Genomic DNA, 13639 nt, shown 5'->3' on the forward strand with positions numbered 1-13639 from the left:
TAAGCTTGATTATAAGCATCCTTGAACGCAATTGCGGTAAGGGTGTTTTTTGCATTCAATCCGATGTTATGTGCATTAAACAGGAAGTGCAGAATGTACAGTTTACAAGGTCGTATAATATTTGTATTATATTTGTATAACGTTTGATGTTTTATCCGCTTAGAATGTTGTTGAATGGTTTAATAGTAGGTTAGAAGCTATAAGAATAGCGTAGCAAGATAAGAAAGGTGAGTGGCTTAATGCCCAATCAACAACGTAAACGTGCCGCTGTAATTGGCGCAGGCCCAGGTGGGCTTGCAGCAGCCATGTTGTTATCCGGTCAAGGATACGAAGTGGATGTTTATGAGAAACAACCTGTCATTGGTGGACGCTCTTCCAGACTTGAACTCGGTGAATATAAGTTTGACCGAGGCGCAACGTTTCTGATGATGCCACAATTGCTTGAAGAGATGTTCGATGTCGTTGGACGCAAGCTATCCGATTATGTGGACATGAAGGAACTGACACCGCTATATGCACTGAACTTTGGTGATAAAGTATTCACGCCTTCTCGGGATCGGGAGCAAACAGCCGCGCAGATTAAGGAACTGTTTCCCGGTAATGAAGATAACTATCTTCGGTTCATGCAAGATGAAGAAGTGAAATTCGGTAAAGTAATGCCATTACTTCGTAGACCCTTTGGTAAGTTGACGGACTATCTGCGCAAAGACGCGATAACAGCTCTTCCTAAGCTTGATATCAATAATACGGTGTACGGAATTTTATCACGATACTTTACAGATGAGCGACTACGTTGGGCATTTACGTTTCAATCCAAATACTTGGGCATGTCTGCCTGGGATTGTCCTGGTACATTCACAATTCTATCGTTTATAGAGCATCAGTATGGACTGTATCATCCAATCGGTGGTGTGAACCGTGTGTTCCATGCCATGGCTGATGTGATAACAGAGTTCGGCGGAAGAATACATACATCCTGCCCCGTAGATCAGGTCATTGTCCGCAATGGTCGTGCAGAAGGTGTATTGCTTGAGAATGGTGAACGTATTGAAGCAGATCATGTTGTTGTGAATGCAGACTTCGCACATGCCGTAACGAATCTGTTCGAGCCAGGCGTCCTTAAGAAATATACACCTGAGAAGATGAAACGGAAAAAGTACTCCTGTTCTACAGCGATGCTGTATCTCGGTGTAGATGGCGAGATCGATCTGCCGCATCATTCTGTGTACTTCCCAGACGATTACCGAGTGAACGTAGACGAGATTACGAAGCACAAAGTGTTGTCCGCTGATCCATCTCTATATATTCATAACCCCTCTAAGCTGGATTCGACGCTAGCTCCGGCAGGAAAATCTGCACTTTATGTTCTTATGCCGACTCCGAACCTTACAGGAGACATTGATTGGGATAGGGAACGGGAGAACGTTCGCGAAGCAATGATGAAGCGGATGGAGGCGATTCCTCAGCTGGCAGACATTCGTAGTCGCATTGAAGAATCGATGATGTTTACGCCGCTTGATTGGGCAAATGAACTGGATGTATACAACGGAGCAACGTTTAATATGGCTCACAATCTGGGTCAAATGATGTATCTGCGACCACATAACCAATTTGAAGAGCTGAAGCAAGTGTGGCTTGTTGGTGGTGGAACGCATCCAGGTAGCGGATTGCCTACAATTTTTGAATCTGCACGAATTAGCGTGAGACTTATCCAAGAAGAAGATGCACGCACACAGTCTCGCCCAACCCCTTATGTACAACAGTCGGCAGAAGCTGGAGGTCATTCATGAAGCGCGCGGCGATTATAGGTGCAGGCATTGGAGGATTAACGTCAGCGTTATTGCTGAATCGCCAAGGTTGGGATGTTACGGTATATGAGCGAGGTTCACGCGTTGGTGGACGGATCGGATTCGAACAAGAGGGAGAATACCGGATCGACCAAGGGCCAACGATTGTACTTCTGCCAGAGATGTTATTAGGTATTTTGGAAGAAGCGGGTGTAGATCGTTCCAAGGTGGAGTTGTTACGCTGTGACCCCCTATACAGGGTTCATTACAGCAGTGGTCGAGTCATGACCAAAATGACCAGCCGTTCACTTCAGGCAGAAGAGATTGAGCGTCTGTTCCCGGGTGAGAGTAAAGGGTTTAACCGATTCATGACGGATATGGATACACTCTTTCCGGCAGGACGTGCAGCATTTCTAGAGCGAGCTTTTCCTCGAAAAAGAGATTTCTTCACGCCGTCCCTCATGTCGCTGATGGGCAGACTGCGTGCACACAAAAGTGTGCGGAAGGCTGTAGGCGATTATTTTGAACACGAAGAATTACTCGACGCGTATTCGCTACAAAGCTTATACATCGGCGGATCACCGTTCGGGACACCTGGAATCTATTCATTGTTACCTTATGCGGAACATCAATATGGAATATGGATGGTCAAAGGCGGTTATGCCGCACTGCCAGGTATATTGGAAAAGGAACTGATTGCGCGCGGTGGACGCGTTGTATTGAACACCGAAGTGACCGAACTCCGGATTAACCAAGGAAAATGTGAAGGAATTGAAACTGCAGACGGCTTCGAGCCTATGGACGCTGTGATCTACAATGGCGACTTTCCTCACTTATCCAGTTTACTTGGAGACATCTCTGAAGCACCACGCAAACGCAAGCCGTATCGTCCTTCTTCTGGATGTGTGTTAATCTATCTAGGAGTAGACAAAAAATGGGAGGATGCGACGACACATCAATTTTTCTTACCTCCAAGCCTTGATGGGAGTTTACGTGAAGTGTTCGAGCGACGCCGAATTCCAGATAAGTCCTCATTCTACGTATTTAACCCGGCTGCATTAGATGAGACGGCTGCACCTCCAGGCCAGAGCGTATTGTATTTCCTCATTCCAGTACCGGATGCGGAAGGCGTGGATTGGTCACAGGAAGGTGAGATGCTCGTAGAGCGTGTGCTTGAAGAAGCAGAACAACGTGGGTTCCCGGGACTGCGTGCTGCGATCCAATGGAAAAAAGTAAGAACGCCAGCAGATGCAGAGCGCGATGGACTGTATGGCGGTGGAAGCTTCGGTATTGCGCCGGTTCTGTTCCAATCCGGGGTATATCGACCACAACCTAAGCCGTTTCCTGCAATTAAGGGGCTATATGCTGCGGGAGCATCAGTACATCCAGGTGGCGGAGTGCCGATCGTGATGCAGGGTGCGCGTATGGCTGTAAATCAACTCATGAAGGAGATGGGAACATGAACGAAGCAATTTTGAGCAGGTGCGAAGAGTTGATGAAGAAAGGTTCGACTTCTTTTTATCAAGCCTTTAAAGGCCTTCCCAGTCCGCGTCGTGAAGCAGTGTATGTCATTTATGCGTTCTGTCGCATGATTGATGATAGCGTGGATGAGCCGGACCAATCGGCATATACCATCCATGAGATTCATGATTTGTTTACACAACTGGATGAAGCGGAAGGACATTTCATATGGCCAGCGCTGAGATGGTTATTTGCAAGCTTTCCACATCTGGATAAGGGACCTTTTTTCCGTCAAATGGAAGGACAGCTCACAGATCTGGAAGTTACGCATTACACAACGATGAAGGAATTGGAGCATTATTGTTATCTTGTTGCCGGAACGGTAGGCGAGATGTTGCTGCCTGTACTACGTGATGATAATGGTGCAGAAGTGGCAGTCAACGGAATTGCTCTGGGCAAAGGCATGCAGATCGTGAATATTATTCGGGATGTGGGCGAAGATCGGGCAAGAGCACGACGTTATGTTCCACTTGAAGTGATGGAGAAGCATGGATATACGGAGCTTGATTGGCAAAATGGTGTGATTGACGAACGCTGGATCGCGATCGTTCATGAATTGAAGGTCGCTGCACTGGACTGGTTCCGCGTGGGAATGGATCGTCTAGATACGTATCCGGTGGATAGTGCGTTTGCGATTGAACTGGCAGCTGCATTTTATTCAACGATCTTACATGCGGTGGAGCGTAATGAATATGACGTGTATTCAAAACGTGCTTATGTTACCGATGAACTGAAATTGGAGATGCTGGGAGCGATTGTGAAGCGTTATCCAATGCTGGCATTTCAGGCTTCCCGAACGGCGGTTTCCTAATGGTTCAAGGTTTATATTGGGTGTGGTATGCGATCGGCGCTATATTGATGCTTACGATTGGTGTGCCGGATGTCCTATCCTTCTCTAACGGACTTTTCTTAATCTTCTATGCGTTATACGTGCTAGATCTAATCTACAAGGGACGGTACCGAACTGGAATGTCCGACCGGTCAGTCATTTGGAAAGAACCCAGTCTCTGGCTGGCCTCATTCATCATATGGCTTGGAGGAATGGGCATTGAATGGCTGGGCGTTCACACCGAGTGGCCATTTGGAGCATATTCTTACTCTGACTTTTTTGGTATTCATTTATTTAGCGTACCTGTTACACTCGGTTTTGCGTGGATTGCTGTCGTCGGCAACTCGGCGTTGCTGAGCGGAGGTGGTTCAACTTGGAGAAGCAAGTGGGTGCGTGCAATTAAAACGGGCTTTTGGGCCGTACTAATGGATTTTGTGCTAGATCCTGTTGCTCATGCTCGTGGCTTCTGGCATTGGGAGGCACCCGGTGGCCTCTATGGAGTTCCGTGGACGAATTTCGTCAGTTGGTTTATCATGGGCGCATTTCTTTCTCTATTTCTTCCGGCTATGCCTGGCGACCGAAGCACCCTGCTGCGCGCCAAATGGTTATATCAATTGTTTATCCTTCTGTTCGGTGTGCTTGCACTAAAGGAAGGCATTACAGGTAGCTTCGTGATTGCACTTGCTGGCGTGCTTCTGGCAGAAGGGAGCTGGCTGTATGATTCGCGCCGCAAAGTCCAAATCGTTTAACCATGTGTTCTCACGGTATAACCACTATTATTTACTGCGTCGGCGTTTTCGTTCATTTACACTTTCAGGCTCGCTTGATCCGCACCGGGTTCCCGGCTATGAGATGAAGATCGAGCCGAAGAGACCCGTGATCTATTTTATGAATCACAGTTCCTGGTGGGATGGTCTGCTGCTCTATCATGCAACGCAGCAGACTTCGATAGGCGATCACTACGTGATGATGGAAGAACAGCAGCTACAGCGGTTTGCTTTTTTTCGGAAGCTAGGTGCTTATTCCATCAACAGGGAGAGTGCATCGGCGATCCGTGAGTCTATGCAATACACGTCAGAACTACTAAATGCAGGCAAAAGGGTATGGATCTTTCCGCAAGGTGAGATTCTGCATCAAGATATCAGACCGATCCAATTTCGTCCGGGAATTGGGCTGCTGCTCCGGCGCTCGCCAGGAGCCATTGCTGTACCTGTGACTCTGTGTCATGGCATGATTCAGCATGATTTACCGGAAATTTCTATGCGTGCAGGTCTGCCAATCCTGGAAAACTGGCATGCTTGGAAGAGTGATGAGATTGCCGCCAAACTTCGATTGGTGTTAGAACAGCAGTTAGATGATCACAAAACAGAGCTGATGAACAGCGTACGAGGTCAATTGCAGGACGCGACTTCGCTGATTCGTCATCGTTCTTCTACGAGTGAAAAATACGATGCCGCACGGAAGCAGGTGAGCCGTAAGCGATGACTGCATCTGAAATAGGTTGGATTGTTCTCACTGGTGTATTAGGCATGCAATTGCTGTTTGCGATATGGAATCTATCCTGCTTGCCTAAGGTACATTCATTGGATGCCCAGCGTATACTACGTTCTGCCTCAGGCGAGGAAATTCTTGTCTCTGTGCTGATTCCAGCACGTAATGAAACACTTCATATTCAAGGCTGTCTGGAAAGTGTGCTTGCGAGTGATACGTCTGGCTTCCGCATGGAAGTATTGGTTCTGGATGACCGCTCTGAAGATGATACGGCTGAGATCATTCAGCGTATAGCGAATCAGGATTCACGTTTACGTCTATTACAGGGCGTTGATCTGCCTCCAGGTTGGATGGGGAAATCCCATGCTTGTCACCGGCTGATTCAAGAGGCGGCGGGACAGTGGTATATGTTTGTCGATGCGGATGTACGATTGAACCCTACTGCCATTCGGCAGACACTTGCCGCAGGCGTAGAGCAAGGTGGAGGCTTAGTAACAGGTTTCCCTTACCAGGTCACGAAGACATGGATGGAAAAGCTTGTCGTACCGATGATGGTGTTCACCATTATTAGTCATCTGCCTATTTTTATGATACGCAGGTCGTCCAGCCCGCTCTTCGTTGCTGCTACAGGAGCCTTCCTGCTGATCCATCGTTCCAGTTATGAAGCATCTGGGGGACATGCTGCTATTCAAGCGCATCTGGTAGATGACATGAGCCTCGCCAAGGCAGTAAAACGTGCAGGTCACCCGGTTATGCTGGCGGATGTGCATGACGTGACGACAACCCGAATGTATCAGAATGGCTCGGAAGTGTGGAATGGGTATAAGAAAAATATGTATGAAGGCTTAGGGCGCAAGGATGCACTCCTGCTGGGTACGCTGTTGATGTATACGCTGATGTATCTGGTGCCGCCGCTCGGGTTGATCTTCGGTGTGTTCACTGGCGATATGACCACTCTTATGTATGGGCTCACAGGAACTCTGCTGGGCATGGCGGTAAAAAGAGTTGCGGACTATGCTGGGGGACAGCCTTGGTGGCTTGCACTCCTGCAACCGATTAGCATGGCCTGCGTTATAGCAATTGGCGTTGCTTCGTGGCGGGCAGGGCGCTCCGGCAAAGGGTATGTATGGAAAGGCAGGCGGTATAATTGAAGAGAAGCATCATCATTATTGGCGCAGGGTTCGGTGGCTTATCCTGTGCTATTCGATTGGCTTCACAAGGCGTGCAGGTGACCGTACTGGAACGCCAACAGCAGCCTGGAGGGAAGCTGCAGCAGATTGAGAAGGACGGATACCATTTTGACCGCGGCCCAAGTACGATTACGATGCCATCTTCATTTCGCTCGGTCTTTGAGCATGCAGGTGTTGAGATGGAGGATTATGTGCGATTGTATGAGTTAGAGCCGCGTACACGTAATGTTTTTGCAGATGGTACGGTGGTGGATCTGTCTCGGGATCGGCAGTGGATGAAGGAGCAGATTGCGGTATATAGCCCGGAAGATGCGCTCCAGTATGATGCTTTTATGAATGAGTCGGCTGCACTCTATGCGGAAGCGAATCAACATTTTCTCGGTAAACTGCTCATCTCCCCCAAAGAAAAATATAACCTGCAGATGCTGCGCAGTCTGTTAAGAGTACGTCCAACGGTTAAGCTGGATACGCTGCTTCGATCCTACTTCAAGCATCCACACACGTTAGCGATGATTGGCCGTTACGCCACCTATGTTGGGTCATCACCTTATCAAGCACCCTCAATCTTTGCGATGATGGGACATGTCGAAGCAGATGTAGGCATCTACGGCGTCGAAGGTGGAACCTATCAATTAATTGCAGGTATGGTGAAGCTGGCACAGGAAAAAGGCGTTCAGATCGTTACCGGGACTCAGGTACGGCAGATTGTTGTTCGGAATGGACAGGTGGTCGGGGTAGATACGGATCAAGGCTTCCGGGAAGCAGATCAAGTGGTTGCCAATGGAGATGTACTAAGCGTTAATCGTTTGCTGGTCGAACCTAAATATCGTAAACAAATGACGGATGCCCGTATTGCCAAATACGAGCCGTCCATTTCCGGTTTTGTTACATTGGCAGGTGTACGCAAGCAGTACGATGCATTGCTACATCACACCGTTTTTTTTCCGGAGCAGTATGAACCGGAGTTTAAGGACATTTTCCGTGATCGCCAAATGCCAACCGATCCAACGATCTATATCTGCTACTCCGGTTATTCGGAAGCGAGTAGAGCGCCTGTAGGTGCAAGCAATCTGTTCATTCTCGTGAATGCTCCATATTTGTCGGATGCGTGGAACTGGGATGAGCAGATGGAGCGGTATGGCGAGTTTGTGTTAGATCAACTGGAAGCACGGGGCATCACGGGATTGAAACAATCGGACGTCCTCATCCGTTATACGCCTAAGCAGATCGAACAGGATACGCTTGCGCATCAAGGCTCTATCTATGGCATTTCGTCCAACTCGGTGAAGCAGACCTTTGCAAGACCAGGCAATCGGAGCAAAGATGTGCGCGGACTGTGGTATGTTGGCGGAACAACACATCCGGGTGGTGGAACCCCCATCGTAACGCTGTCTGGTCAGTTGGTTGGGGAACAGATTGCTTCTAAGATGAGCGTAAGATAAAGACGGAAGAACTCCCCGGAATTCAAACGTACAATTCATTGTATTTCGGGGCAACCTTTCATTCATAAGTATGGAACGGTATACTGGTAGAGTTGATGCCAAATAGCGTCTACAACCGCTGAACCGATACGTTGCAAACGAGAGCGTTTGTACGATACATAGAAGTGCAAGCTATAAACCATGATTAGAAGTAGGAAAGTGGGCAGGTTATCCTGTCGATCAGCGCAATTCTCACATAAGGGGGTCTCATCATGAACGAACAAGAGCGAGCTGGCAAAAGACTGCTTCCTGAAGTGGCTACAGGCGAACGGAAGCTGGAACATGTGCGCCTCTGTCTTGAGGAGAATGTGGCAGGGGAAGGGATAACCAGTGGGATGGAGCGGTATGCGTTTCGTCATAATCCACTGCCTGAATTGAACTTCGACGAGGTGAGTCTAGAGACGGCCTTTATTGGAAAAAAAGTACGTACGCCCTTGCTCATCAGTTCGATGACGGGCGGAAGCGAAACGACTGGCGCCATCAATGAGCGGCTGGCGCGTGTAGCGAACACCAGAGGCTGGGCGCTCGGCGTAGGTTCAATTCGGGCTGCCGTGGAACAGCCCGAACTAGCACATACCTTCGAAGTACGGCGCTGGGCTCCGGACATCCCAGTCATTGCCAACCTTGGTGCAGTGCAACTGAATTACGGCTTCACCACTGCTGACTTCCAGCGTGCTGTGGACATTGCGGGTGCTGACATGCTTGTGCTGCATCTGAACAGCTTGCAGGAGATTTTTCAGCCAGAGGGCAACACTGACTTCAGTGGGCTGTTACATCGGATCGAGGAGCTGTGCGCGAAGCTGGATGTCCCCGTCGGTGTGAAGGAAGTAGGCTTCGGCATGGATGGAGAGATGGCACAGCGGTTATATGCAGTAGGTGCAACCTTCGTGGATGTAGCAGGTGCTGGCGGCACGAGCTGGGTGCAGGTCGAGAAATATCGGAATAGCAATCCGGTACGACGTGCCGCAGCAGAAGCATTCGCAGACTGGGGCATTCCAACAGCGGATTGTATCCGTGAGGTGCGTACGCTGAATCCAGCAGGAGCGCTCATCGGCAGCGGTGGTCTGCATAGCGGAGTCGATGCGGCTAAAGCGATCGCACTTGGCGCTGACCTTGCCGGGTTCGGACGCTCACTGCTCGGATCAGCGGTTGCTTCTGATGAAGCATTAAGCCAGCGGCTAGAGCAGGTTGAATTCGAGTTACGCACCGTGATGTTCGGTATTGGTGCTGGGACTGTAGATGAGTTGCGTGGTACGTCGAGACTTATTGAGAGACGATAGTATAATTGATAGGGTGTTGCGGACTGGTGCGAACCCCAAGCTCACATGATTTCCCCGGGGGATTCGCACCTCAGATCTTGTCGAAAATCTTGTTTGTGTAACCTTTTGGTAATGATTTTTTCTATTAGCTTAGATGATGTAACTTGAAAATATGAAGTTGCGTAATACTTTTTCGTATTTTCATCTTTGTTACGTTATTTTTCGCTGTCGCACTCTGTATGGAGTGCGTGGATTGAAATCTCCACATTGGGCTCAACACCATATAACTGAGCGTCGCACTCTGTATGGAGTGCGTGGATTGAAATATGTTCGAGAATCGATTATGCGGCGAATACTGGTGGTCGCACTCTGTATGGAGTGCGTGGATTGAAATATTAGTTCGCTGATCATATTACCACCCCAATACGTCGCACTCTGTATGGAGTGCGTGGATTGAAATAAAAAATCGTAGGTATGTACGGTGCGGCTCCATGGTCGCACTCTGTATGGAGTGCGTGGATTGAAATACATGTATAGGTAATCGTTGCCCCGTCCGATCCTCGTCGCACTCTGTATGGAGTGCGTGGATTGAAATATAAGTCATGTGTGTTATCTCTCCTTTGGTGGGCGTCGCACTCTGTATGGAGTGCGTGGATTGAAATTCTATTACATGAACCAGTTGGATGCTGTTTGTAAGTCGCACTCTGTATGGAGTGCGTGGATTGAAATCACACCATCCACCTTGTACCTATGCCCCAACGCTTGGTCGCACTCTGTATGGAGTGCGTGGATTGAAATTGTAGTCCCAGAAGGAGTCTCGAAAAATTAAATTTTAATGCAGAGCGTTCTCTAATTCAGAGGGCTCTTCTTCTTAAAGGAAGTGAATTATATGAAAATGGAACTGGCGTATATTCCTAAGATATCAACACGCCTGCGCCTGATCCAAATATAAATTATATAGAGCAAATGAAAACCATACATACGGTAGATCCAAAAACACTGGATAAGGTGGATTGGGTTCTGCTATTTGCAGGAGAAGTGGCAACTGTCATTTTTGTTGTTGCTATTGTCTGGTGGTTCGTCACTTTGTTACTTTTTCTATTGAAAGTGTCTATGGGTAAGCGAGCAATGAACGGGACCCATCACGATTTGCTGGCTGAACGATAATCTGATCACCACTCGATCAAACGAGGACATATGTTCTTTTAAAGGTTGTGAAAAAGACAATCCTTTTCATAGCCGTTTTTAAAAGGGAATAAATGGCATATTTAAATTAAGTTTCGATAACGCCTGGGTATGTATTGAAATAAAAAAAGCCGCACGGAACTGTTTGATTGAATTGTGTCCGTAAAAGGTGAAGATTAGAAAGACGGCCATCCTTGGCCGCCCATTTAGTTTACTTATTCTGTTCGAGAGTTACATTTTCAACTACCACAGCTTTTTCAGAACCTGTAACTGAATTGGAGTTTGTTCCTGTCTCCATTGTAAAGGCCAGTATAATAACGGCTGTCAAAGCAAGTCCTCCAAAAGCATAAGCAGCGTAACGCTTTAGCTTCTCATTACTTGAAAAGAACAACATGACAGCTACAGCAAGCAACAAAAAGGCAATCATTGAAAACCTCTCCTTTCGTCCATATTTTTACAGTTAATATATATATTATACGTTAAGGACGAAAAAATGTTGCATCAATTTATAATCCTACGCTGTAATCATATGTTCCGTTCGCCCACCCTTTAAGAAAGATTCGAGGATAGTTATGTTGAACATCATAAACAACATTAAGTTTGAAATATCCCACAACATTTGATTCATAGAAATTGAAGTTTACACCACCACGTTGCTCATCCGTTGTTGCACCTTCATATGACCATCCTATGGTTTTCACCGAAGGGGTGACTGTTCTGGAAGGAGCAGGTGAAACCATCCAACTCCCATCTGATCTAAAAGTAATCTTATGGGTGAAGGTATACAACGTACCACCAAACAAATTCGTGGCTTCATAAGTTTGTGATGGTGAGTAAGTATTTACTGCGTTAGCAGTGATAGGGCTATCTGTTGTTACGTTGTATCCAACCTGGATAAGATTTACTAATACAGCTAATGCCTGATCTTCTGGCAATTGAGCGATATTTTGTTTTAATGTCGAATCACTCACACGAGCTTGTGTGAACTTCTCAACTTCAGAAGCGCCACTTTGGGCAAAATCACGAGCAGCTTCTTTTTCTTCTTTAGACAATCCATTCCATAGAGAAATTGCATCTTTTTTATGTGGAAGTTTTAAATGATATAGCAGTCTATTATTTTTAACTATTAGATGGATATGAATCCGAGTAATTCACAGTTTCAATCATAGGGAAAAATTTACAAGTAAAATATTGATATTAATTGTAAAAATAATGTATAATTTTATTGACCGTTGCCTAATTTCTTATTGAAAGGTGGTGTTCTCTTGAATTCACTTACCACAATTCGCGACCATTTCGAAGATTATCTTAAGAGTAAACATATGACACTGAACTCTTTTTCCGAATTATCAGGTATTAATTCAGGCACGCTCAGTAGTACGTTGAGTGGGCAACGTCCCATAGGTGTTCAGCAATTAGATCGACTCACTGCGGGGATGGAGTTACCCGAGGGATATTTCTATGATTTATACATAAATGAGTGTTTTGTTAATACGAATCCTGACTGGCGGAGAATAGGCCCTTTTCTTAAACGTTGTGCCGAACTCGGTAGAGTGGAGTGTATCGAAGCGACCGTTAAACTATTAATGGATAATCTTTCTTACGCTCCTCTCTTATTTGAGTTGGCTGAACAACTATATGCAGAAGGGAGGCTAGAAGCGGCTAAACCCCTTTATTTCTGTGTGGCCGAGAGTGAGAAGATGCAGCACTCCGAGCGTTTGGCTCTGAGTCAGTATCGTTTATTCTCTATCGGACTTTGTAAAGATCAGCAAAAAAACTTGTCACTAGCTACCCAATTCGAATTTTTTGTAGATCGTCTCGACGAGCCCTATCAGTTGGATGGATTGAATGACTTGATTAATGTTTATGCTTCATTACGACGCTGGGACAAGTTGTTAGAATTAGGTGAGAAATTAAGATTGAAATCAATGATTAATTATAATCTTTATGGCCGAGCTAAGAGGGATAATGCTAAAAAAGAAAGTATATCCTATGTTTTATATTCTTACTTGGTAATAGGAAGTGCATATTTCTATCTGGGAAATTATAAAATGGCCTTAGATTATGTAGAACAGTACAATCACCCAACTTGGGTGAATTCTCCTAACCAAGCAGAACAAATTGTTATTCAACAGTTTAGTGAGTGGGCTGAAGCTAACCGCTTCATGTATATGCTGAGAGATGGGCAAGTGTATGTGCTGAACGATTATCTGAATTTTATATCTAGTAGAGAACATGAAGTGTTTCCGGCATTATGTGAAATTGTAGCTGCTGCCAATGAATTTGAATTGAATATTGATGAAGTTCTTAACCAGTATGAATCGTTGATTCTGTATAAAGATCAAAGTAATCAGGTTGGAAAAGTTAGTAGTCAACTTACGGGTGATCGTTATGTACGATTACTATTGGGTCTAGGGACATATCATCTTAGGAAAAAAAATTATGTTAAAGGCTTCGAATCTTTATTAGATAGCCTAGCATGTTCTATTGAAATTAACAGTGGGGTGAGTATGCTGAAATGTATAGGTGTTTTCGAGAAATATCGGACACATGCAACGGATACAGTCATTTCCCGGTACCAAAATTTAATTGGTGAGGTGCAAAATCTAAATGATAAAAAAATTAGTTTTGATTATAGCGACTTGTAGTATTATTGTGACGATAACCGCTCCGTCAATGGTTCACGCTTGCGACATAGAACAGGCACCTGCTGCTAGAACGACTACAAACAGTCATGGACTTGGAACCTAAACAGCCGAAATCTATTGAATAGTAAAAATAGTTATAAAAACTCCATGTAATGGTATTATCCCCTTTAAGTAGACACTTAAAAAAACCTTCATGTTATCATGAGGGTTCAAGTGAGACTTGGAGGGGATATTTTTTTATGGCGAAA

12 protein-coding genes and 1 CRISPR repeat array are annotated in these 13639 nt (G+C 46.0%); of the genes, 10 read left to right on the forward strand and 2 right to left on the reverse strand.

Features of this window, described 5'->3' with window-relative positions; genetic code table 11:
• The first annotated feature begins 239 nt into the window (after positions 1 to 239).
• From J2T19_RS20195 to J2T19_RS20235, 9 genes are all read left to right on the forward strand, one after another.
• Positions 240 to 1790 (forward strand): phytoene desaturase family protein, encoded by a 1551-nt coding sequence (locus J2T19_RS20195; protein ID WP_307218904.1) that lies wholly within the window; start codon positions 240 to 242, stop codon positions 1788 to 1790.
• The gene (locus J2T19_RS20200) at positions 1787 to 3250 is read left to right on the forward strand and encodes a phytoene desaturase family protein (RefSeq protein WP_307218906.1); all 1464 of its coding nucleotides are present in this window, start codon (positions 1787 to 1789) and stop codon (positions 3248 to 3250) included. Before J2T19_RS20195 ends, J2T19_RS20200 begins: the two co-directional genes overlap by 4 nt.
• Positions 3247 to 4119 (forward strand): phytoene/squalene synthase family protein, encoded by an 873-nt coding sequence (locus tag J2T19_RS20205; RefSeq protein WP_307218908.1) that lies wholly within the window; start codon positions 3247 to 3249, stop codon positions 4117 to 4119. Before J2T19_RS20200 ends, J2T19_RS20205 begins: the two co-directional genes overlap by 4 nt.
• A complete protein-coding gene (locus J2T19_RS20210) occupies positions 4119 to 4886 on the forward strand; it encodes a carotenoid biosynthesis protein (RefSeq protein WP_307218910.1) in 768 nt (255 codons plus the stop codon). Before J2T19_RS20205 ends, J2T19_RS20210 begins: the two co-directional genes overlap by 1 nt.
• The gene (locus tag J2T19_RS20215) at positions 4855 to 5622 is read left to right on the forward strand and encodes a lysophospholipid acyltransferase family protein (protein WP_307218912.1); all 768 of its coding nucleotides are present in this window, start codon (positions 4855 to 4857) and stop codon (positions 5620 to 5622) included. Before J2T19_RS20210 ends, J2T19_RS20215 begins: the two co-directional genes overlap by 32 nt.
• Positions 5619 to 6779, forward strand: coding sequence for a glycosyltransferase family 2 protein (locus tag J2T19_RS20220; RefSeq protein ID WP_307218914.1), 1161 nt, complete (start codon positions 5619 to 5621; stop codon positions 6777 to 6779). Before J2T19_RS20215 ends, J2T19_RS20220 begins: the two co-directional genes overlap by 4 nt.
• Positions 6776 to 8260 carry a phytoene desaturase family protein gene (locus J2T19_RS20225; RefSeq protein WP_307218916.1) on the forward strand — a complete coding sequence of 495 codons (1485 nt, stop codon included), beginning with the start codon at positions 6776 to 6778 and terminating at the stop codon, positions 8258 to 8260. Before J2T19_RS20220 ends, J2T19_RS20225 begins: the two co-directional genes overlap by 4 nt.
• A 251-nt stretch (positions 8261 to 8511) precedes the next feature.
• Positions 8512 to 9579, forward strand: a complete 1068-nt coding sequence (fni, locus tag J2T19_RS20230; protein WP_307218918.1) for a type 2 isopentenyl-diphosphate Delta-isomerase — start codon at positions 8512 to 8514, stop codon at positions 9577 to 9579.
• 206 nt (positions 9580 to 9785) lie between these two features.
• A CRISPR array of direct repeats spans positions 9786 to 10356; the repeat unit is 33 nt; unit sequence GTCGCACTCTGTATGGAGTGCGTGGATTGAAAT.
• A gap of 168 nt (positions 10357 to 10524) precedes the next feature.
• Entirely contained in the window at positions 10525 to 10725 is a 201-nt protein-coding gene (locus J2T19_RS20235; protein ID WP_307218920.1) for a hypothetical protein, read from the forward strand.
• A gap of 229 nt (positions 10726 to 10954) precedes the next feature.
• Here J2T19_RS20235 and J2T19_RS20240 read toward each other — a convergent pair whose 3' ends face one another.
• Both J2T19_RS20240 and J2T19_RS20245 read right to left on the reverse strand, forming a co-directional pair.
• Positions 10955 to 11170 (reverse strand): hypothetical protein, encoded by a 216-nt coding sequence (locus J2T19_RS20240; RefSeq protein ID WP_307218922.1) that lies wholly within the window; start codon positions 11168 to 11170, stop codon positions 10955 to 10957.
• 79 nt (positions 11171 to 11249) lie between these two features.
• A complete protein-coding gene (locus J2T19_RS20245; protein WP_307218923.1) occupies positions 11250 to 11795 on the reverse strand; it encodes a hypothetical protein in 546 nt (181 codons plus the stop codon).
• A 213-nt stretch (positions 11796 to 12008) separates the two neighbouring features.
• On the opposite strand from J2T19_RS20245, the gene J2T19_RS20250 reads away from it, so the two are divergent.
• Positions 12009 to 13391 (forward strand): transcriptional regulator, encoded by a 1383-nt coding sequence (locus tag J2T19_RS20250; protein ID WP_307218925.1) that lies wholly within the window; start codon positions 12009 to 12011, stop codon positions 13389 to 13391.
• Positions 13392 to 13639: the final 248 nt, after the last annotated feature.

Origin of the sequence: Paenibacillus tundrae (genome assembly GCF_030812775.1) — a bacterium.
Classification (GTDB): Bacteria; Bacillota; Bacilli; order Paenibacillales; family Paenibacillaceae; genus Paenibacillus; species Paenibacillus tundrae_A.